Raw genomic sequence first — 22,278 nt, 5'->3', positions numbered from 1 at the left:
ATCGTGTTAATTATACTATGTTTGCATTTAAAAAACCATATTAAAAGGAGCAGCCTTAGCTGCCCTTTAACTAATAATCGGTCCGGCGCTTTTTATATTATCGGAAACGTTTTTAAACTTCTCAAAGTTTTTATTAAATTTAATCGCCAATTCATTTGCTTTTTTAAAGTACAAGTTCCTGTCTTTCCATGTACTTACAGGGTTCAATATTTCATCCGGCACTAGAGGACAGCTTTTTGGTATAAGGACATTGAATACAGGATGTTTCTCATAAGCTACATCTTTAAGTTGTCCATTAATTGCAGCTGTAACCATAGCCCTTGTATATGAGAGCTCAATTCTTTTGCCAACTCCATATGGTCCTCCCAACCATCCTGTATTAACAAGATAAACGCTCACATCGCTTCTATCAATCTTTTCTCCCAACATTTTTGCGTAAAGGACCGGATCCAAAGGCATAAATGGTTCTCCGAAGCAGGCCGAAAAAGTAACCTGAGGCTCTTTAATCCCTCTTTCAGTACCGGCTAGTTTGCTGGTATAGCCAGACATAAAGTGGTACATGGCCTGTTCCCTTGTAAGCTTGGCAATTGGAGGAAGAACGCCAAAGGCGTCTGCTGCCAGGAATATTATTGTATTAGGTTCCCGCCCCACTCCTTCCAAAACTGCGTTTGGAATATAATCAACCGGATACCCTGCCCTTATATTCTCTGTATATCTCGCATCGCCGTAATCCTCATATCCATTATCATCGCAAACCACATTTTCAAGAAGAGTACCGAACTTTATTGCATTCCATATCTGAGGCTCACTTTCTTTTGAAAGGTTTATGCACTTGGCATAGCATCCTCCTTCAAGGTTGAAGATACCATCATTAGACCAACCGTGTTCGTCATCTCCGATCAATCTTCTATTAGGGTCTGCAGATAGAGTTGTTTTACCCGTGCCTGAAAGCCCGAAGAAAAGTGCAACGTCACCTTCTTCTCCTACATTGGCTGAACAGTGCATTGGTAGTATGCCTTTTTTTGGTAGAATATAGTTCATTACTGAAAAAACAGACTTTTTGATTTCTCCTGAATAACAGGTCCCACCAATGATGATCATTCTTTTTTTAATATTTATAATTACAAAAGCTTCGGAGTTAGTTTTGTCAATTGAAGTATTCGCCTTGAATCCCGGGGCTGCTATGACGGTGAATTCCGGCTCAAAACTATTAAGCTCACCTTCCTTTGGTCGTATAAAAAGCTGATGAACGAAAAGGTTTTGAGCTGCAAGTTCATTTATAAACCGTACTGACATTGAATATCTTCTATCTGCGCCAACAAAGCCATCAAATATGTACAGGTTTTTGTTCTCAAGATAAGCTAGAAGCCTTTCGTATATCCTCTCAAAATTCTCCTGAGACACTGGTACGTTTATCTTTCCCCAGTTTATATCATCATGAATATCCGGATGATCAACAATAAATCTATCCTCCGGGGAACGTCCTGTGTACTTTCCGGTATTAATATTAAAGGCTCCACTTGATGTCAGTCTGCCCTCTCCATTTATAATTGCATGTTCAACAAGTTTGTTTACAGATAAATTTCTGTAAATATTTTTAACCCCAACAAACCCCAGATTCTCCAGAAAGCCCTTCAAATCCATTTGCCCGTCTCCCCTTCATTTTTATATATTAAATTTTATAATTTTGACAGTAAAATTGCAACTGTCGCAATTTATTTTATATCTATCCTTCAAGTAATAATAACAGTTAAAAGGACTGTTATAAGCTCCTCTCAACTTCATCCATCGCCTCGTTTGCAAGTTCATCGCATCTGTTGTTAAGCTCGTTGTCCGAGTGGCCCTTTACTTTGATAAACTCAATTTCATGTATTTTAGAAAGCTCCACAAGCCTTTTCCACAGTTCCATATTTTTAACCGGTTCTTTATTGGATGTTTTCCATCCATTTTTCTGCCACTTATCTACCCATCCCTGTTTAAAACCATTTACAAGATATGCAGAATCGCTGTACAGTTTAACTCTGCATGGTTCCTTTAGCATTGAAAGAGCATCGATTGCTGCAGTAAGTTCCATGATATTATTTGTAGTATTTATAAAGCCTTTTTTAATTTCCTTTTTTATATTTCCATATATTAGCACTGCGCCATAGCCTCCAACGGCCGCATCCTTTCCATTTCCTCTGCATCCACCATCCGAATAAATTATTACTTCCTTCTTCATTTGTATACACCTCTATCCAAGTGGTTTTATACCCTGATCTCGTGCCTTTTTTATATCAATTATTCTTAAATTTTTATTATTTTTATTGCTGTTATAAAACTTAACCCCATCCTGATATGCCTTCTGAGAACTCTCCGTTAAATCAGTCGTTTCCCAGAAAACATATTCATTTGAACCTGGAGAAGTCTCAACTCCCAGTATTGCATGATTTTCATTAATAAGTATTACAGGGTTCATTCCTGCTGCTTCACAGGCAGAAGCCATTGTAACTACTGTTTCGATACATAGCCCGCTTCTTAGTTTGAGGACCTCTTCAGGGAATTTTATGCTTTGTGAATTGTCGCTCCTTCCCGTTTCAATATCCGATACATACCTTATTTTATATCCATCCTTCATGGCATCAAAAATGGCAGCCATCTGTGCAAATATCAAATCCTGTTTTTTAACATTGGTCTGATTAACATAGCCTGCAATAGCTTTAAGCGTGTATTTTGCTCCCGTTTTTTTAGTATCACTTAGCTTATATCTGTCAAGATAATCAACAGCCATCCTAAGTAGCTTTCTAACCTCAGCGTTTTCAGGTGTGACCCATGATGCAATAAGAGGAGAAAGGTCGCTTCCATCAGACAGCTTCCATATCATATCGTTTCGTGAAAGCATCCTTACCTTTTCACTTTTAACATAAAGCCTCTTTCCTGAAGGATCCTTAACTTCAATCTTAAATTGAACATCCTTTGCCTCCTTAAATATTTCATCAACCTGTGGAAGCAATACAGGTTTAATGTTAAACTCTTTCCTACCCGTGACTAAGAAGCTCTGTTCATAGGGTAGCGTTATTCCGGTAAACTCAACATTAATAGTGCCGCTAACTGGCTTCAAAGATGATACAGTAACCTTAACTATGCTGTCTTCATAGTTATATATAGCCGGTGATAGAGGCGAAAGAACTCTATAGCTGATTTCCACATCATTTACAGGAATTTTGATATTGAAAGTACTCAATACATTTTCAATTTTGGTTAAATTAATACGGTTAACAATATATAAAAATACCAGGATAACTATTGCATACTCAAGCAGCTTTTTAATAATTTTCATAAAACCACCTGCAGCTTTTCACATTTATTTTATCATTCACATATTTAAAATTATATTCATTTTTTTATATATTAAGACAGTATTAATGAAAATTACTTTTTATTTTATATTGCATAGCTTTTCTATACAATCGAAGCAGAGTTTTCTAATATTATCTATCCACTCCCTGTCGTCCAAAATTTTAGAATGTATAAGGGCATTTCTTTCATTTTGAAGTCTTATCAAATTTCCAGCAAGTACAATCAATTCGTTAATCTGTAAATTATCATATTCGAGACCTAAATAGTTATTATATGTGCCATAGAATAAAAGAAGCATACCAGCACTTTTACTTCCATCTATAGGATCCTTTCCCGTTTTTATGCAGTGTGAAATGAATTTCAACTTATCCCAAGGCATAACGTGCTCTTTTCCCTTAAACTCCTTTCTCAATATATTGTTTTTATTTATTTCCATAAGATAGGGGCTGCACTGAATGTCAAAATAATTTTTAAACTTATATCTAATTAGCCCTCCAACATCAAATGTGTTGATACCTATTTTATTATAATCGCTCCTTTCATTGATTACGGGCATGTCCTTCCTGTGCCTATTAAAATAAGGTATCAACTTATGCCTGCACAACATTTCTATACCCTTTGAATACAAAAAAACTATATGTGAGTAGTCAATATCACTTTCCTGTGAGGCCTTAATATGCAGCGTCTCAGCAACTTTAACAACCTTCTCAACCTCATCTGGCAACCCATATTTTTCAATCCTGCTTGCAAACTTTTTAGCTTTTTTATCTTCAATATAAAGATTAAGCTGTCTTTCTCCATTTATTATATATGAATTAATATTCTCCAGATCCTGTTCTAACACTCTTTTTTCATCATCAAAGAGTCTTCTGGCCTGAGCAATAAATTCAGTAATTCTTTTAAATAAATTTTTATTTTTTATCTCTATATTATCTATCTTTTGATAAAGCTCCATCGAGTGTCTGAGTATCTCACCAACTATTGTACCTCTAGAGTAATAATCCTCTATGAATTTATTTTTGCTTTCTATTCCGGATAAGCGGTCGATTATTCCTTCCCTGATCTTCTTCAGGTTATCATTCCAGGGCTGTATATCAACTGCTTCATTGATAGTTTTTAAAGCTAAAACATACTCCTCCATTCTATACTGACAAAGGCATACATATGTTAAGGCGAAAACCTTCTTATCACCGTGGAAGCATTTACACGCTGCTTTAAAATATTTTTCTGCATCCTGGTATCTGCCTCTGTTAAAACTTTCAAAGGCTTTATCAAGTATGTCCTTATTTTTAGCATCTTCTTCCACCAATATAAGTTTCAAATCATTATTTTTCCCATCCTTTAAACATAATATATACTCAAGCTTTTCTCTATATCTCTCGTCAATACTATTAATATCAACAGATATATTTTCACCTTTTAAAATCCTGTAATAATCTGCAATAGTTTCGTCTACTCCTGCTGCCCTGCATGCCTCAATGGCAGCATCGTACATATGCCTATTTTCAAGTGCATCCAGTATTTTATATAGAACTTCACTGCTCATAGTCCCACCACCCTACATATTATTTTATATAACATTAAATAACATGGAAATCATTATGTAAATAATTTTACATTTATACTCATTCCAATATAATATATTATGTAAACTAAGTACAGGAATTTTTACGAGGGGGGGATAAAATGAATAAGCATAAAAAGGCAAGTATAATAATCCCGGCTATATTTGTTGTAATATTTGGAACTATTCTGCTGAGTTATAGAGCATCAATAAAAAATAAAAGCATGATACCTTATAAATCATTCATTTCTGAAGTCGAAAAGGGAAATGTTTCTGAAGTATATATTTCAAATGGAGAAACATTAAAAGTTAGGTCCAAAAATGGTATTACTTTTTATACAGAAAACCCGAGATCCCAGACTTTCAAAGAAAGGCTGCTTTTAAAAGGTGTCAGGGTGCATGAAGGGGGTACCTTAAGCCCTGTTGAAGTAATTCCAGTATCCATCTTCTTTGTGTTAATGTTTTCATCAATTGTTTACTTTACTGTTAAAGGTTCTAAGGGCCAAAGCCGTGCCTTTAAGCTGTCTTCAATAGAGGCAGAACCTGTAAAGGATACAGGTATTTCCTTTAACAACATCGCCGGTAACGATGAAGCAAAAGAGAGCATGAAGGAGCTTGTAGATTTTATAAAAAACCCCGAAAAATATGCAAAATATAATGCAAGAATGCCTAGAGGTGTTATACTTTATGGCCCTCCTGGAACAGGTAAGACATTATTGGCAAAGGCTCTTGCCAGAGAGGCTGGTGTACCATACTTTGCCGTTAATGGTTCAGACTTTGTTCAGATCTATGTGGGTGTTGGTGCAGGAAGAATCAGAGACCTCTTTAAAAAAGCAAGAGAAAAAGGAAAGGCTGTAATTTTTATTGATGAAATTGATGCCATAGGAAAGAAAAGAAGTGCAAGGGCTGAGGGTGGTTCAGATGAAAAGGATCAGACTTTAAACGCCCTTCTTTCTGAAATGTCAGGTTTTAAAGATAGGGAAGGAATAGTTGTGGTTGCTGCAACTAACAGACTCGATGTACTTGACGACGCACTTCTTCGTCCTGGAAGATTTGACAGGCATATTGAGGTTGGTCTTCCTGATATAAATGCAAGATATAAAATATTAAAACTTCACGGCAGAAATAAACCTCTGGGCGAAAACGTTGATTTGAAGAGGCTCGCACAGATGACAGTATATTTTTCTGGCGCCATGCTTGAAAATTTAATGAATGAAGCTGCAATACTAGCAGCCAGGGAAAATTCAGAATATATTACTATGGAACATCTTAATAAAGCATATAGCACCGTTCTTGCGGGTGCTGAAAAGAAGGACAGAAGCTTTATAAACGATAGAGATAAGCTGATTACAGCCTACCACGAAGCTGGACATGCTCTCGTTACAAAGCTTGTGTCACCTGAAAATAAGGTAGAAAAGGTAACAATAATTCCAAGCACTAAGGGTGCAGGAGGTTATACTCTAAACATTCCTCCTGACAGAATATACCATACAAGAACACAACTTTTAAACAACATCAAAATTGCACTAGGTGGAAGGGCCGCCGAAGAAATAATTTTCGGCAAGGACGAAATAACAACCGGTGCATCAGGTGATATTCAAAACGTAACGAACACTGTTCTTGCAATGATAAAGCAATACGGAATGTTTAAGGATACAGGCCTTTTAAACTATGATATACTTGAAAGCCAAGGTACTGTAAGTTCTGGTGAAATCTTAAAGGTATGCAGCTCTACCGTTAATGAACTTTACGAAGAGGTAATTAATTTACTAAGTACAAATAAAGACAAACTTAATAAACTAGCACTAAAACTCCTCGAAAAGGAAACTATTTATTCAGATGAAATTGATTCCCTTGTTGCGTAATGGCCTGAGTCGCACTATGCGATTCAGGCTTTTATATTTCTAAATTGCTTTTATAAAAATAAAGCATTCCTCTATCATATTTGAAAAACGGTTTGCCACTGGGAGGCTCTATTCCCTCACCAAAGATTTGAAATTTCTTGAGGATTTCATTTTTAATGTAATTGAGATTGATTGCTTGTCCAGCAAAGAAAATTTTGTACCCACTCTGCTCACTTACATAAACGGTAAAGCAGTCCTTGCTTCCCCACTTCTGAAGGCTGTCTACAATATTTAAAAGTTCCTCCAATACCGCCGTATTGCTCTTGACTACAATAAAATTAGCATCCTCCTTCTCATGTTCATTAAGTTCCAATCTTGGGTAACATCCTTCCGTGGTTAAACTGATCATGTAATTTAACCTTTCAAATATCCTGCTGTCGATATTAAGCAGTGCGGAAAAACATTTAATGCATTGCTTTTCATCATATATAATAAAATGCATAAAAACTTCCCTTCTGCTCATAAGCTTTTTTAAATTATCCCTATGCCTATTGTCACTTAAGTCAAACAGAAAGACGTAAGACTTGTCCAATCCACCTACACTCAATTCTATGCCGGGCCCATTCATGTCTCTAAATACATAAATGGATTTGGCGCCTTTCATGACGCTTTCTATTTGCTTTCCTGAAATTATCTTAATAAGAAAATTGACTGTTCCTCCCTCGTCTACAAAATGATATGTATCTTTATACTTTAATTTCCTGTACACATAATCATAGTCAATTCTGCTTAAAGGCAACATATGCCTGGTAAAATTAATGGATTTATACGCATTATCTTTTTTCCCATCTTCTTTTTCAACCAGTATTTCCAAAGTTATCACCTCATAATATCAACAGTCATATCCCCTTTTACTTTATTTTACTACCATTAAATGTTTTTCGCATCATAAATTTATGTAAACCAGCTAAACCCCTATGAGTTTTTCACAGGGGTTTTAATTATCATTTTTTTTATGCTCTTTATTAGCTCCTCTACATTATTCAAAGAGCAAGGTACATTTTTTCGTATCTTTTTAAATATTTGAAGAGCACTTATAAAATCACCCATATAGAAGTAGCATAATCCCAGATTATAATAAATTGATAAATATATATCCGAGTCAGAATGTTCATTAATAATGTAAAAATTCTCATCCTTATCCATGAGATTAAGGGCAAATATAAAGGTGTCTTTAGCCTTTTCGTATTCCCTTCTTTTTATATAAACGCAGCCTATAATGTTATATGCTTCTAAATTATTATAAACCACGCTTATTACGCTGTTTGCAATATCGTATGCCTGCTGAAAGTTTCCTCTATCATAGCATTCCCAGCATTCCTCCATAAACCTGTTATATTCATCCACAAGATCCCGACTGTAATATTCAAATATCTTTTGCCCTGCCTTAGTGTTAATGAACTTTGTATCACCATTTTCCTCTGAAATTTTTACAATGCCTATGGGCTCAAGAATGTATTTTACGATATATTTAATCGTTTTTGATTTAGTTATATTCCTTAGAGGTACATTAATATTAAATTCAATGGGTTCAATGTGATTAAATTCCTTAAATAGCCTTTCAGAGGAATTATAAGTAAATAGTAGCGACAAATATATTCTTGCATCCGGTTCTATTAACCTGTTCCCTTCATTCAGACCTGAAAGCATTCTCCAGTCACAATTCTCCCAGAAATAGCTAAACATATCAGCAGATGCTATGGTTTTATCTGTTATTGTAAAAAGCCTCCCCATTTGAGTCAATACAAGCCTTCCGTCCAAAACATCAATATGTTTTTCATCAAACAGGAATTTGAGTATAACATGAACCTGCTCGCAGGGTAAATCTACTTTTTTTGATATGTTGGCTACTATTATATTATAATTTTCATATGTCCATTCTATATCAATGTTATCGACTAGCTCAAGTATTTTAAATGTCCAATCGATTAGGGCATTTGATTTTATATTGTTTTCCTTAAAAATCCTATTAAGTCCTTTAAATTTTTTATTAAGATACGCACTTTTAAATGGAGCTATAACTGTTGTCGTATTCTTCTCCATCATATTCCTCCATTCTTCTGTATGTCAGTGTAATTATAGCACAGCACCTTTTCTATTGCAAAAATATGACTATATATTTCATTTGCTTTCAAAGAATATAAATAAAAGATTTGCAAAAGATAAACCCATGGAGGTGATAAAATGACAAGAAAAAGCCATAAGGGCATAGTCGGTAAAGCTATGCCTACTGTATCACGAAGATATAAAGTTGGACCTGGTATAGATTTCGTTGATGAAAATTTAACCAGAGGTTCAGAAATAAATAAGGCTATCCATAAGGAAACCAAATCCAGAGATCTGTAAGCCTGCATGGCTTACAACTTTTTAAGTTTACATATAAAGAATCCCTCCATAACCTTAGATGGAAGTATCCTGACTGCTCTTTTTATAGACATATTGTCCTCAATACTAAATCCAGGAACCGTACCTGGTAAATTCACTTCTATGTTCAATATTTGAAAGTCAAACCTCTGTGCTGCCCAATGTATTACTTCTTCATTTTCCTGCCTGTTTAAGGTACATGTAGAATATACCATGATCCCACCTTTTTTCAGTGCTTTATAAGCACTTTCAAAAAGTTTCTTTTGAAGCTTGGATAATCTTTTAACCTCTCTTATGGACCAATTCTTATATGTTCGAGCATCCTCCAATGTAAACCTCCCTTCTCCACTGCATGGGGCATCCAACAATACTTTATCGAAATATTCTGGATATTTATCACCTATTAAAATTCCGTTTTCCACATGCACTTCCGCTGATAATGCCTGTTGAAGTAAAATATTGTATTTTAATCTTTCTGCCCTTATTTTATCCACTTCGTTTGCCAGTATAAATCCATCATTTTCTATAATCGATGCAATTTGAGTAGTTTTACTGCCTGGCGCCGCAGTTAAATCTAGTATTTTATCTCCTTTTTCCGGCTTTAAAACCAAAGGAGGTATCATACTTGATAAGCTCTGCAAATATATCATGCCTTCGCAGTAAATTGGCAGCTTTCTAATATCCTTTTCCTTTGCATTTTTGATTATCAGGGCATCCCTGTACCATTCCACTCTTTCAAACTTAACATTTATTCTATTGAAGTACTCCATCAGGCTATTTATGTCATATTTGATATTGTTAACCCTCAGAGTGGTTACCCTCTCCTCACCTATCCCAATCAGTACTCTATCGGCTATTCCAGGCGAAAATAAACTATATAAGTTGTTGATAAATTCAACGGGTATTTTCTTTTTAACCTGTCCAATAGACGGCAAAAATAACACTCCTTCTTCTTAAATAATCGCACTACCTGCTTTCTATAATTCTCCAAATTAAAAAACAAAATTACCTTAATTCATAACTTGAAGAATTGTATAGGATTCAACTTCTTTTTATTTTTAATTTTATAATTGTAAACCTATATTTTTAATTTAATTATAAACCAACAGGTTCCAATTTAAAAGAAACATGGTGGTATATATTCATAAAAATATTGTAATAGCCCATATATAGTATTAAAATTATATAAGACGTTGAAGAAACTGCAAATATAAATAGCATATCCCTGTTGCATTTAGTTGAAAGGAGTAAATAATATGTCGTGCTTTTTTGACTGGAAAGAAGATAGAAACTTAACACTGCTTGTGGATTTTTATGAACTTACTATGGCAAATGGTTATTTAAAAAAAGGCGTTGGTGAAAAAATAGCATACTTCGATATGTACTTTAGAAAGGTACCTGATGACGGTGGATTTTGCATAATGGCGGGAGTGCAGCAACTAATTGAATACTTCAACAATTTGAAATTTACAGATGAGGACATATCATATTTAAGAAGTAAAGGAATATTTAGTGAAGAGTTCTTATCGTATCTAAAAAATTTTAAATTTTCATGCAACGTATGGGCTGTTCCAGAAGGCACGCCTGTATTCCCTAATGAGCCTCTAGTTATTGTAAGTGGACCGGCCATACAAGCTCAATTTGTTGAAACTATGGTGCTTCTAACGATCAACCATCAGACATTGATAGCAACCAAGGCAAATAGAATAGTTCGTGCTGCAGCTGGCAGACCTATTTTCGAATTTGGTTCAAGGCGTGCCCAGGGATATGATGGTGCAATATTCGGTGCTAGAGCAGCTTATATAGGAGGATGCGTAGGCAGTGCCTGCACTATTGCAGAAAAACGTTTTGGTATACCTGCTGTAGGTACAATGGCTCACAGCTGGATACAACTTTTTGATAGTGAATATGAAGCCTTTAAAGCCTGGGCTGAAACATACCCTGACAACTGCCTTCTCCTTGTTGATACTTATAACGTTTTAAAATCAGGTGTTCCAAATGCCATTAGAGTATTTGATGAAGTGCTTAAACCAATGGGATTAAGACCTGTAGGTATTAGAATAGATAGCGGAGATGTTAAGTATCTTACAGAAAAATCAAGGAAGATGCTTGATGATGCAGGTTATCCCGACTGTAAAATAGTCGTTTCAAACTCAATGGATGAATATATAATAAGAGACGTACTTTCTCAAGGTGCTAAAATAGATAGTTTTGGAGTTGGAGAAAGGCTGATTACTGCAAAATCAGAGCCTGTTTTTGGTGGAGTTTACAAGCTGGTTGCGATTGAAGAGAATGGAAAAATAATTCCCAAAATAAAAATTAGTGAAAACCCTGAGAAAATAACTAACCCCGGATTCAAGCAAATTTACAGACTGTATGACAGGGATTCAAATAAAGCCATTGCCGATTTAATTACCCTTGCTGACGAAACTATTGACGAAACAAAGCCTATCGAAATATTTGACCCTGTTTTCACTTGGAAAAGAAAAAAGGTTGAAAATTTCTATGCTAAAAAGCTTTTAGTTAAAATATTCGAAAATGGTAGATGCGTATATGAGTGCCCAAGTGTTAATGAAATAAGGGATTATTGTGCAGCTCAAATTGACACTCTGTGGGAAGAAGTTTTAAGATTTGAAAATCCTCATAAATATTATGTGGATTTATCAACCAAACTGTGGTCTGTTAAGCAAAGACTTTTGAATCAATTTAATATTCTATACAATAAATAAAAGCCTTCCTGCGAAGGCTTTTATTTGTCTATAGCAGCTACAATCATTCCGAAAAATGCAATTCCGTTTCTAACCGGTACTCCGTTTGAAGGACCTTTTCCTGGCGCAACTAGATTTAAACTTACAATGTCAAAAACGTAGTTCTAAGCCCTTTCCATTGCTTGAAGTTTTTCTTCATATACTTTCATATCCTCCTTAATCCTTAACTTTCTGCAGCACAAAATCAAATGATAGAGCAGCGATTTCGAAGCCCTTCCTCTTTTAGAAGATTTTTCGTATCCGTGTTTTAAAACCATATATGCATATCTATAGCTTTTCTTTAAAAGGAGCAACTGACCAAGATAATCCCATATAATGGTGTTACCTCCATAGACAGTAATGTAATTTAATATTTTCTTTTCAGCCATGTCATATCTTTTGTTCTTTATTAAGTATCCTATCGATTCTATTTTATCCTTAATATCTGAAGTAGCTTCTAAATATATAAGCTTAAATATTTCCTGACTAAAATCGCTCACCCTGTAAGTAACCCTTCCATTTTTGCTTTCAACATCCACTAATCCCATTCCTGTAAAGCATATATCAAATATTTTGTGGCTGTATTGCAGTGAGTCTACTCTAGCCATTCTAAATTGCTCTGATGATATCTCAATTAATACTTCTTCTTTCGTTAATTCCCTTTTTGTATTATGATCAATTGAAACCTCTTTTTCCTTTCTAAATATAGATGCAAGTATGCTAATCATATCATTAAACCCCATATATTCATCATCTTTAAAGAAGGATTTTATAATGCTTTCCCAATCAACGCTATAAAGCATAAGATATAATAGAGCCCCATACCTTTTCTCGGCTGAAAGCCTTGAAATGCCTCTGCCCTTTTTGGTTGCTTCCAGAGCTCCATTTTTAACCTCAAGAAGTTCCAGATCAGTTAAAATAGATATAAGTATAGGTATCTCATCATCTAAATCTTCTTTACTCAGCGGCACATCGTTTAAAATTTTATCAATTCTGTCCAATGTCTTGAATTCATAAACATTTATGTATTCCACAACTTTTATAACCTGAGAACTAAACCTATTATTTGTTACCATTTTGATAAAATCCTTTGTATTGTCCTTTCTTCCAGTCATCATATCATATTTATCCATGTAGTAATCAACATCGGAAAACATCCTCTTATAGTGGGCAATTTTGCCTCCCTTTATGAGTTTATTCTCCTTGAGAAACTCTGTAAGTTCAAGCATGGCATTTAGCATCCTTTTAATTCCATTTCTCCCCCCAAGATGTTCATCTATAATTCTTACCATATCTGTAAACTCTTCAAAACTATATGTATCTATGCTTTCAAGTCCCTGATTAAAAAATCTTAGAACTTCCTGAGATAGTATTTTAACTACGAGCAAATTGTATTGTATAACCTCTTCATCAAATCCTCTATCCCTCATATATTTTTCAAACATAATTATTTTTTCTTTATCCGTCATAGGCAACCCCTCCTAAGATTCATTTCATTATGATTATTAACTAAAAAAATTTTTTTAATCATTTATTTTCTATTTTTATATGAATAAAAAATAGGTTGTTCAAATACGAACAACCTATTTTTTACTTATTTCGCTCTTAACTTTTAACACAGTATGTTGACTCAAAGTAGGTTATAGCTTTATCAATGTTAACTATTCCATTTTCATTTAGAAACAGAGTTACTTTAATTTTAGCCACTCCTCTAATATTAATATCCTCTATTTGAACCAAACCATACCAACTCTCAAAAAAATTTGATCCGAAATTTTCTTTTTCCATTATGATATATATTCTTCCATATGCTCTTGACCTATTATTACCAAATAGAATAACTTCTACATTTTTAAATACATCAATATTGACAAACTCTAATGGTTCAAAGGGATTTGAGTAAAAAAAACGGAAGTCGATATTATCATCAAGCCCATCCCTCATACCATCATAGATTAAAAGATTTTTACGATTACACAGAATATTTTCAAGCTCCCTTTTTAAACTATGATCATTAACAGCTTTTTCACTATTCATATGCATTCCCCCGTCGTCAGCAATAGCTTTTACATGATAACATATTAACCAATAGTTTGCAAGTAAGGCATTCATAATGTTGCCCCCAAAGCATGTCTTATAAAAAATAAAATTATAGTATTTTTCTCTATTTTTATATTAAATTAACGCCCTTTCCAGTTTTAGCTCTAAAAGACATAAAGAAAAAACCCATGTGAATGCATGGGCTTTTTCATAATGCTAAATTATTTTTTTGTATACATTAAATCATAATACTCCTTAAGCATTCTCTCAGCAGAGAATTTATACATGGTGCTTGAAATGCTGTTTTTCATCATTTCTCTCCATTTATCCTTATTTTCATAATATGTTGGGAGGACTTCCTCAAATAATACTTTGTATAGAGCCTCAGCATCATGTTCATCTACTTCCTTCTCATCTTCACTTTCAAACCCGTCCCCAAACTGCCAACCATTAACTCCGTGCTCACATGCTTCAGGCCACCATCCATCAAGTATACTACAGTTCAAAACTCCATTCATAGCAGCCTTCATTCCAGAAGTCCCGGAAGCCTCCATAGGCCTTCTCGGATTATTAAGCCAGATATCGCACCCCTTTGTAAGCATAGCACCGATTTCCATGTCATAGTTTTCAAGAAATACTATGCTATTTGGATATCTTTTCGACATTTTAACTATATTTGCAATTATTCCTTTTCCTGTATAATCATTTGGATGGGCCTTCCCTGCAAATATTATCTGAATACTACCGCTTTCAAGGTAAGGCCTTACTCTCTCCTCGTCATAGAATAAAAGATCGCTCCTCTTATAAGGTGCTGCCCTTCTTGAAAAGCCTATAAGCAGTTTATCAGGATCCAGCTTAACACTTGTTCTTTTCTTAACAAACTTTATAAGATTCATCTTTAAATTCTGGTGAACTTCTAATAAATCTTCATTCTTTTCATAGGCTTCTCTGATTCTCACATCCTGCCATGTTTTAACGTGTACACCATTTGTAATACCTATTATTGGTGCCTTTTCTTTTACATCCTTCCACATATTACAAGCAGTTTCCTTATGAAGCTGAGCTACTCCATTGGCTATTCTTGATATTCTAAGGCCTGCAACTGTCATATTGAAAGGATCTCCTCCAAGGGCAATCATTTGTTCCTGACTGAGGTTTAAATATGCCCCCATATATTGTAATAGCTTGTGTGAGTGAATTTCATTTCCAGCAGGGACAGGAGTGTGTGTTGTAAATATAATATTTTCCTTTACCTCCTTCCATGCACTTTCGAAATCCAAGCCTTCATCCATTTTTTCTCTAATAAGCTCTATACCCGCAAACAATGGATGGCTGTCATTAAAATGATATACATCTATATCGATTCCCAATTCTCTTAATGCCCTTATTCCTCCAACACCAAGTACAAGTTCCTGTGCTATTCTTTCTTCCGAAAACCAGCCATAAAGCTGTCCAGTTATATACCAATCACTATTTTCGGGCAAATATGTATCAAGAAGATATAAAGGTACGTTTCCAAATTTATCGACTTTCCATACCTTGCACCAGACCGTCCTATCTCTAATTTCAACTGGTATCTTTATTTTTGTATCCTCAAGGAAGTCATATTCATATACGTGATATGTGTCATAGGGATAGCCATTCTTGTCAATATACTGATCAACATATCCCTGCCTCCATCTTATTCCTATACCAACCATTGGCATATCCATATCTTTCGCAGCTTTAATTATATCCCCCGCGAGTATTCCAAGTCCTCCAGAATATATTTTAAAATTAGAGTCAAGACCATATTCCATACAAAAGTATGCAACCCTTGGTAATTTATTGACCATATTATTCCCTCCTTTATGAAAACATATCTTAATATAATATCGTTGTATATATTTTAGTAAATATTTCGAAAACACGCAATCGTTTGCACGTATTTTTATATAAATTTTATAAATTTTTATATTTATCTTAATTTCATATATAATTAAAGATAACAGCTTGAATACTTCCCACTGTTATTTTATTTTTCAAAAAAATAAATTATCCTCTATATATTTCTTAAATACAGAGGATAATTTATTCCACAAGGATAATAACTCCATACAGATTTATATTAAAATAAGGATTTAACAGCTTTTTAATTATTATTTATCGTTGCTTTAAATTTAGTCTCTATCGATGGTGCATGTTTATATGCTATCCAATATGCAGCCCCTACAAAAACTGCTCCCCCAATTATATTTCCAAGCGTTACTGGAATAAGGTTATTTACAGCATGTATTAAATCTACATTCGCAAGCTTTTCACTGGAAAGTCCTGAAGCCTTAACAAATTCAGGATTCAGTTTTGCCAACATGCCCGATGAAAAGTAGTACATATTGGCAACACTATGCTCAAATCCAGAAATTACAAATGCCATTATGGGGAACCAAGCCATAAATATTTTTCCAACAACATCCTTTGCTGCAGAAGCTCCCCAAACAGCAAGGCACACTACAAAATTACAAAGTATTCCGCTGGCGAAAGCCGTGCCAAAGGTCAATCCTCCCTTATTTGCAGCCACCTTTATAGCATAACCTCCTAAAAGGCCGAAGTTGGTAGCAAAAAGGCCTGCTTCAAAAATAATAAAGGCTATAATCAATGTACCTATTAAATTCCCCACATATACTAAAGTCCAATTCTTGAGCAATCCCTTTAATGTTATTCTCCGTTCAATAAGTGCGATTGAAAGAAGAGTATTTCCTGTAAAAAGTTCAGCTCCACATATTAAAATGAGTATAAGGCCTACTGGAAATATGGCACCTGATACGAGCTTTGATAACCCCACGTTCTTAATACTATGGGAAGCAGCGGATGAAGCAAAGCCTCCAATTGCAATAAACGCTCCTGCCATAATTGCAAGTATAATCGTTTGAAAGATATCATTTTTAGTTTTTTTAATTCCCGTTTTTATTGTTTCCTCACATACTTCAGCTGGCAGCAACATTCTTTTTTCCATAATACATCCCCTTCTTTTGTAAATTATTTCCACGGAAATAAATATTGAATACTTCCTCTGGAATAAGGTCACATAATATCTGTTAGCTATTTAACAATAAAATAAAATGCAATAAAATCATAATCGATTTTATTGCATTTTTCAACATTTTTTACTATATTAATTTTCCTCTTTCATGCAGGTTTTCGCGTTTTCGCAGCTATCAGGTAATGCAGATTCTTTTAATTAAGTTGCTTTTTACATCAAGCTTCATAACGATCACTTCATATTTTTCCATTATTGTTAACTTTATATTATATTTTATATAAAGCACTTTCAAATATAGAGTATATATAAAAGCTTTATTAATAGAAAAATCATAAAAATATTAATATAATTATACTAGAGATCTTTACCATATTCATTTAAGCTTAAGGGGGATAAAAATGAATGGCCAGCTTGAAAAAGAACTCTATGACAATTTGTTATATGAACTACTGAACAATGAATTTATAAATAGACATCTGCTCAGCAAGGAAATGCTGAAAGAATTCCTATACAGTGAAGAGGTAAAAAGCCATATTAGGTCGATGGTCGAAAAAAAGGATTTTAGCTGTTTTTCCACTTTAATTCTAATTAAAAACTTGATTGACCTAATAGCTCCTGTTCAAAATAATATGGAGTGGCTTATGAATGTATACCAGTATGCACTTAGTAAATCCTTTCCCCACGCTTCAACGTTAGTATATACGTCAATAGATGCACAATCATATGAAATATATTTAAAGGTGCTTAAAATAGCATCCCAAATTCAAAAGCATTCAAATGACGGAACATGGCAGAGCAAGTATCCTCTTTATTTTCTATCCCAGGAAGAGATTAATTCCCTTGAAAATCCAGATGAATACTTAAAATTTCTAAACTCATTCGATGAAGAATATATTTATGAAATGATGAAATTGAATCAGGAGCTTTTAGGATATAACACCCTGGATCATATTTGCGGTGTACACTACCTTGCCATGTTTTTAGCCAGACAGTTTCAGTCTTTGGGCCTTCCGATAGACCTTGGCAGAGTATCCGGAGCCTCTGCAGGCCATGATATAGGTAAATATGGATGTACGGGTTCAGAAATAAAGCGAGTACCCTATCTTCATTATTATTATACTGATTTATGGTTTACAAGGCATGATATACTCTACATAAGAAACATAGCTTTGAACCACTCAACCTGGGATCTTGAACTGGAAAATCTTCCTCTGGAATCCCTAATACTCATTTATTCCGATTTCAGGGTTAAAAACCTGAAGGACAAGAACGGAAAGGACACCATGCATTTTCTCACTTTAAAGGACGCATTTAACGTAATACTTGATAAGCTCGATAACGTTGATGACATGAAGCTTAACAGATATAAGCGAGTATATTCTAAGCTTGAAGATTTTGAAAGTTTTATGATTAATATTGGAATAGAAGTTAACACAGATTTTTCAGATAGGGTTGACAACGAAGCTTTAAAAATCCGGAAAAAGTTTAGCTATCCACTTATGCACGGCCAGGAAGTTGTAGAAAATCTCAAATATGTTTCAATAGAAAATAATATAAAACTTATGTACAAACTGAGAACAGAATCATCCCTTAATTTCATCCTTGATCTTGCAAGAAGTGAAAATGACTGGAAAAATCTCCGCCAATATCTTCAAATATTTGAAGAGTATTCGACATATTTAACTCAAAAGCAAAAGCTTATCACACTAAATTTTTTATACGAGGAACTCACTCACCCTGAGGAGGATATTCGAAAAAAGTCTGCTGAGCTTATCGGTGTTCTAATAGCTGAATTTGATGAAGATTATAGGAAAGAGCTGCCTTCAAGTGCAAAACTTGGATCTCCTAAATTTACAAGTGTTGATCTTTTGAATAAATACTTAGGGTTATTCCTGTTCCCTGACCATAAGATTTTGCTGGAGCATAGAAAATGGATAGTATACACTCTGCCAATTATGATTTCTTCACTATTTAATAATGCCAAAAGTAATCTTATTGACGCTTATTGCGACGTTATATTTAAATATTATGATAAAGAAAAATACAGCACAAATGACAATAAACTCACCTTACTTTATGCTGCAAAATATATACCGTTTTCAGAAAACAAGGATTCACTCGTAATTTTCAATTATATACTGGATATGCTTGATTCTAAAAATTCCATTTTAAGAATTGCTGCACTTGATGTTTCTAGAAGTTTATTGTATAGACTGAGCAGCGATTTTATTTTTATTATAAACCTCAAGACAAAGCTTACACATAAAGTTAACTATTCCAAAATACCTGCTGAGAATTTTCTTAAGGAAAAAATCGCAAATCAGTTGGATTTGGACGATGCCATAAAAAAAAGATTTTCAGATTTCTGTAAACGTGATTTAAAGAAAATACCTGATATATACTTGAGCAACCTAAAAACAGCAACGGATTGGATAATTAAAAAGATACAGGTTGAGCTTTTGCTTGACCATTCCTTGAAGCATCCAAAGGAAAATGCATTTTATACTGCACTACACTACTGCAATCTTCTAAAGGTTAGTGCAGTTGAAAGCGTTAGAAACTTTGCCGGTGACGCCCTTGTCAGGATTATTCCGCATCTTTCACCAGAGCAGAGAAACGACGTTGCAATTGAACTTCTAAGAGCCCTAGAAATAGAAGGTCTTAGATTTGCTGAATTTATTCCTTATTCCCTTGGACAGATCCTGCTTTTCTTAAAGCCCATTGAATTAGATGAGGTAACAGATGATTTAATCGGTAAAATAAAGCAGTCTGAACCCAGAGTTAAATCCCTTATTTTAAAGACAATCGGAATAGTAATAGCTAACTACCCAAAATATAGATATATGTTTAATGAAGATGAAAAGAATTTTAAAAACAGGCTGATTAAAATGCTGGGGATACTTTTAAACGGTCTTGTAAACTACAATGTTCAGGTTAAACAGATGGCATACAGAGTAATTGGCAAGGATATATTCTGTTCCAGATGGTTGGGTTTAGAACAAAAATACAACATATTCAAATTGATCTCTAAAAAGCTCCTTACCCTCATAGTTGACGATTCTGATGAAGAGCTGCTCTTTCTTACTAAAGCTGCTTCTCTTAACCATATATACAGATTTATTTCAGAATATACATGCATCCGGGGAAAAATCGAGTTACAACATCCTGACAAGGTTGCCTTTTTTCCTGGAACCTTTGATCCCTTTTCCTTAAGCCATAAGGAAATAGTAAAGGCCATAAAAGATCTTGGATTTGAAGTTTTCCTTGCAGTTGATGAGTTTTCCTGGTCAAAGCAAACAAGGCCCCATATGATTAGAAGAAATATAATTAGTATGTCCATTGCAGATGAACTTGAAGTTTACCTTTTTCCAGAGGATGTTCAGATTAATATTTCAAACAACGATAATTTGTCGACTTTAAGAAATGCATTTCCCTGTTCTGAAATTTATATAGTGGTAGGAAGCGACGTTCTTTTAAACGCATCTGCCTACAAGAAGAGCAAAAGTGAAAATTCTATACATTCCTTTTCACATATAATATTTAAGCGAAATATGAAGCCTGCTGGTAAGAAACACAGGCTTGATGATGTATTAAAACTGATAGATGGAGAGATTATTTATCTCTCCCTTGCGCCCCAGTATGAGGATATAAGTTCAACTCGAATAAGGGATTATATTGATAAGAATATGGATATTTCAAGTTTAATAGATCCACTTGTACAGAGGTACATGTATGAAAATGGCTATTATCAGCACGAGCCTCAGTATAAATCTCCTATTCAAACCGTTTCTGTCGACGTGGAAGTCATTAATAACATTAATGAAGGCATCATTGATGAAATCTGTTCCCTGCTTGAAAACAGGCCGTATGATTTATATGAAAAATTAAAGAATTTCTCCAAAAAGCCATCAGCTCGAATTGTTGCGCTCCGTTCAGTAAATGAGAACAATTCTATAGTAGCCTTCTCACTAATACATTGGATAAGGATAAGCGAGCTTTATCGCGAGCTTCAAAATGTATTAGTTTGTGAATACATAAGAAAAAATGCTGCAGGTAGAATAGTTCTTATAGGCGGCATGTATATAAATAAAAACACAAAAATAAAAAACCTTGAGCAGATGCTCCTTACCGAAACTCTAGCATTCTGCCTTTCCAGAGATTATGATTACGCAGTATATAAAAGCATAATACTCGACTTTTCTTCCAGACAAATTGAAGATGTACTGAGACTGCAGGGGTTTATAAAACTACCATATAATTCCAATGATTCACCCTTCTATGTAGTAAATATGAGCTCACCCTGTACCCTGAATCTTGACATAAAAACAATTATAAAGGAGCCCTTTCGAAGCAATAATAATATAAATAAAGTTATTAAAACATCGAGAAAAAGGCTTCAAGAGGCACTTACAAAGCTTTACCCCGGTAATCTGGTGCTTTCCTTTAATAGAAATATGATGTATGAAAACATTATTAAAAAGATATGTAGAGAGAACGGGGTCCCTACAACTCCACTTTGTCCCAGAAGCTTTGGCAACTCAATGTGCGTTCCCTTTGGAAACATACTTAAAAGAAATATAGTTCCAAACACTATAACTAAATCTCTTCACACAGAAAAATATTTCTCGAGGGATTTGAAAAGCTATACCATAGGACCTTTTCCAAACTATCTGAGCCTTGAAAATCAGATTAGGATGCTTAAAGCATTTGACAGGCCTGTTATTTTAGTTGATGATATTCTTCATAAAGGCTATAGAATAAGAGCACTTGACCCTCTTCTCAACAAAGAAGGTATAAATGTCCAAAAAATAATAGTGGGAATACTCTCTGGAATGGGAAAAGAACTTATGGATATTCAAAATAGAAGCGTTGATAGCGCCTACTATATCCCCAAACTCAAAGTTTGGTTCAATGAAAGCCTTCTATACCCCTTTATGGGAGGGGATACCGTCTGGCAGGGGGATTATCCCCGTAGGAATCTTATTCCATCGATAAACCTCATACTGCCATATGCATCACCAACCTTCATAAAGGGAACTTCAACAAGTTCAATATTCAACCTTTCAAAGGTTTGTATAGAAAACGCCCTGGATATTATGGCTGCCTTGGAAAGCGAATATCAATTTATCCAAGAAAGGAGCCTTACTCTTGGGCTGTTAGGCCAGGTATTTATGTCTCCAAGATGTCCTGATCATGGTTACAACATGAATTATGATTTAAACCTTAATGCTTCACATTATCTTAAAAACGATCTTGAGCTTTTAAGCCGAATTGAATATCTGTTAAATAAGGATTAGGAGG

At 34.5% G+C, this 22,278-nt stretch carries 15 protein-coding genes; 4 read left to right on the top strand and 11 right to left on the bottom strand.

Annotated elements, in window-relative coordinates; all coding sequences use genetic code 11:
- Window positions 1-66: 66 nt before the first annotated feature.
- The 4 genes from pckA to EDD71_RS06360 form a co-directional block, all read right to left on the bottom strand.
- The gene (gene pckA, locus EDD71_RS06375; protein ID WP_133627917.1) at window positions 67-1,644 is read right to left on the bottom strand and encodes a phosphoenolpyruvate carboxykinase (ATP); all 1,578 of its coding nucleotides are present in this window, start codon (window positions 1,642-1,644) and stop codon (window positions 67-69) included.
- A 118-nt stretch (window positions 1,645-1,762) separates the two neighbouring features.
- Window positions 1,763-2,221, bottom strand: a complete 459-nt coding sequence (gene rnhA, locus EDD71_RS06370; RefSeq protein ID WP_133627916.1) for a ribonuclease HI — start codon at window positions 2,219-2,221, stop codon at window positions 1,763-1,765.
- Between the two features lie 12 nt (window positions 2,222-2,233).
- Window positions 2,234-3,319, bottom strand: a complete 1,086-nt coding sequence (locus EDD71_RS06365; RefSeq protein WP_133627915.1) for a hypothetical protein — start codon at window positions 3,317-3,319, stop codon at window positions 2,234-2,236.
- Window positions 3,320-3,418: 99 nt separating this feature from the next.
- Window positions 3,419-4,885 carry a hypothetical protein gene (locus EDD71_RS06360; RefSeq protein WP_133627914.1) on the bottom strand — a complete coding sequence of 489 codons (1,467 nt, stop codon included), beginning with the start codon at window positions 4,883-4,885 and terminating at the stop codon, window positions 3,419-3,421.
- A 140-nt stretch (window positions 4,886-5,025) separates the two neighbouring features.
- Between EDD71_RS06360 and EDD71_RS06355 the strand changes: the two genes are divergently transcribed.
- Complete coding sequence (locus EDD71_RS06355; protein WP_133627913.1) at window positions 5,026-6,768, top strand: ATP-dependent metallopeptidase FtsH/Yme1/Tma family protein; 1,743 nt, start codon at window positions 5,026-5,028, stop codon at window positions 6,766-6,768.
- Between the two features lie 31 nt (window positions 6,769-6,799).
- Here EDD71_RS06355 and EDD71_RS06350 read toward each other — a convergent pair whose 3' ends face one another.
- Together EDD71_RS06350 and EDD71_RS06345 are read right to left on the bottom strand one after the other, a co-directional pair.
- Window positions 6,800-7,621, bottom strand: coding sequence for a hypothetical protein (locus EDD71_RS06350; protein ID WP_133627912.1), 822 nt, complete (start codon window positions 7,619-7,621; stop codon window positions 6,800-6,802).
- Between the two features lie 101 nt (window positions 7,622-7,722).
- Window positions 7,723-8,850: a tetratricopeptide repeat protein gene (locus EDD71_RS06345; RefSeq protein ID WP_166636365.1), complete on the bottom strand. Its 1,128-nt coding sequence runs from the start codon at window positions 8,848-8,850 to the stop codon at window positions 7,723-7,725.
- 141 nt (window positions 8,851-8,991) lie between these two features.
- Here EDD71_RS06345 and EDD71_RS15260 point away from each other — a divergent pair, with 141 nt between their 5' ends.
- The gene (locus EDD71_RS15260; protein WP_166636364.1) at window positions 8,992-9,153 is read left to right on the top strand and encodes a hypothetical protein; all 162 of its coding nucleotides are present in this window, start codon (window positions 8,992-8,994) and stop codon (window positions 9,151-9,153) included.
- Window positions 9,154-9,164: 11 nt separating this feature from the next.
- Here EDD71_RS15260 and EDD71_RS06340 read toward each other — a convergent pair whose 3' ends face one another.
- Window positions 9,165-10,106, bottom strand: a complete 942-nt coding sequence (locus EDD71_RS06340; protein ID WP_166636363.1) for an RsmB/NOP family class I SAM-dependent RNA methyltransferase — start codon at window positions 10,104-10,106, stop codon at window positions 9,165-9,167.
- A gap of 321 nt (window positions 10,107-10,427) precedes the next feature.
- On the opposite strand from EDD71_RS06340, the gene EDD71_RS06335 reads away from it, so the two are divergent.
- On the top strand, window positions 10,428-11,900 hold the full coding sequence (locus EDD71_RS06335) for a nicotinate phosphoribosyltransferase (protein WP_133627909.1): 1,473 nt from the start codon (window positions 10,428-10,430) through the stop codon (window positions 11,898-11,900).
- A gap of 143 nt (window positions 11,901-12,043) precedes the next feature.
- Here the strand turns inward: EDD71_RS06335 and EDD71_RS06330 are convergent, their stop codons facing one another.
- The 4 genes from EDD71_RS06330 to EDD71_RS06315 all read right to left on the bottom strand — a co-directional run bounded on the left by EDD71_RS06330 (window position 12,044) and on the right by EDD71_RS06315 (window position 16,950).
- Window positions 12,044-13,387 (bottom strand): hypothetical protein, encoded by a 1,344-nt coding sequence (locus EDD71_RS06330; protein ID WP_133627908.1) that lies wholly within the window; start codon window positions 13,385-13,387, stop codon window positions 12,044-12,046.
- A 136-nt stretch (window positions 13,388-13,523) separates the two neighbouring features.
- A complete protein-coding gene (locus tag EDD71_RS06325; protein WP_133627907.1) occupies window positions 13,524-14,030 on the bottom strand; it encodes a hypothetical protein in 507 nt (168 codons plus the stop codon).
- A 149-nt stretch (window positions 14,031-14,179) separates the two neighbouring features.
- Window positions 14,180-15,793, bottom strand: a complete 1,614-nt coding sequence (gene glgP, locus EDD71_RS06320) for an alpha-glucan family phosphorylase (protein WP_133627906.1) — start codon at window positions 15,791-15,793, stop codon at window positions 14,180-14,182.
- A gap of 296 nt (window positions 15,794-16,089) precedes the next feature.
- Window positions 16,090-16,950: a formate/nitrite transporter family protein gene (locus EDD71_RS06315; RefSeq protein WP_133627905.1), complete on the bottom strand. Its 861-nt coding sequence runs from the start codon at window positions 16,948-16,950 to the stop codon at window positions 16,090-16,092.
- 425 nt (window positions 16,951-17,375) lie between these two features.
- Between EDD71_RS06315 and EDD71_RS06310 the strand changes: the two genes are divergently transcribed.
- Window positions 17,376-22,274 carry a nucleotidyl transferase family protein gene (locus EDD71_RS06310; RefSeq protein ID WP_133627904.1) on the top strand — a complete coding sequence of 1,633 codons (4,899 nt, stop codon included), beginning with the start codon at window positions 17,376-17,378 and terminating at the stop codon, window positions 22,272-22,274.
- Window positions 22,275-22,278 lie beyond the last annotated feature (4 nt).

It is taken from the genome of Fonticella tunisiensis, assembly GCF_004364155.1.
In the GTDB taxonomy this organism is placed as follows: domain Bacteria; phylum Bacillota; class Clostridia; order Clostridiales; family Caloramatoraceae; genus Fonticella; species Fonticella tunisiensis.
The sequence above is the reverse complement of the archived record's forward strand: the minus strand, read 5'-3'. Positions and strand labels throughout refer to the sequence as shown.

Excerpts from the sequence above, each read along its gene's own strand:
- pckA (WP_133627917.1), bottom strand. The coding sequence starts at position 1,644 with ATGGATTTGAAGGGCTTTCTGGAGAATCTGGGGTTTGTTGGGGTTAAA.
- rnhA (WP_133627916.1), bottom strand. The coding sequence starts at position 2,221 with ATGAAGAAGGAAGTAATAATTTATTCGGATGGTGGATGCAGAGGAAAT.
- EDD71_RS06365 (WP_133627915.1), bottom strand. The coding sequence starts at position 3,319 with ATGAAAATTATTAAAAAGCTGCTTGAGTATGCAATAGTTATCCTGGTA.
- EDD71_RS06360 (WP_133627914.1), bottom strand. The coding sequence starts at position 4,885 with ATGAGCAGTGAAGTTCTATATAAAATACTGGATGCACTTGAAAATAGG.
- EDD71_RS06355 (WP_133627913.1), top strand. The coding sequence starts at position 5,026 with ATGAATAAGCATAAAAAGGCAAGTATAATAATCCCGGCTATATTTGTT.
- EDD71_RS06345 (WP_166636365.1), bottom strand. The coding sequence starts at position 8,850 with ATGGAGAAGAATACGACAACAGTTATAGCTCCATTTAAAAGTGCGTAT.
- EDD71_RS15260 (WP_166636364.1), top strand. The coding sequence starts at position 8,992 with ATGACAAGAAAAAGCCATAAGGGCATAGTCGGTAAAGCTATGCCTACT.
- EDD71_RS06335 (WP_133627909.1), top strand. The coding sequence starts at position 10,428 with ATGTCGTGCTTTTTTGACTGGAAAGAAGATAGAAACTTAACACTGCTT.
- EDD71_RS06330 (WP_133627908.1), bottom strand. The coding sequence starts at position 13,387 with ATGACGGATAAAGAAAAAATAATTATGTTTGAAAAATATATGAGGGAT.
- EDD71_RS06325 (WP_133627907.1), bottom strand. The coding sequence starts at position 14,030 with ATGAATGCCTTACTTGCAAACTATTGGTTAATATGTTATCATGTAAAA.
- glgP (WP_133627906.1), bottom strand. The coding sequence starts at position 15,793 with ATGGTCAATAAATTACCAAGGGTTGCATACTTTTGTATGGAATATGGT.
- EDD71_RS06315 (WP_133627905.1), bottom strand. The coding sequence starts at position 16,950 with ATGGAAAAAAGAATGTTGCTGCCAGCTGAAGTATGTGAGGAAACAATA.
- EDD71_RS06310 (WP_133627904.1), top strand. The coding sequence starts at position 17,376 with ATGAATGGCCAGCTTGAAAAAGAACTCTATGACAATTTGTTATATGAA.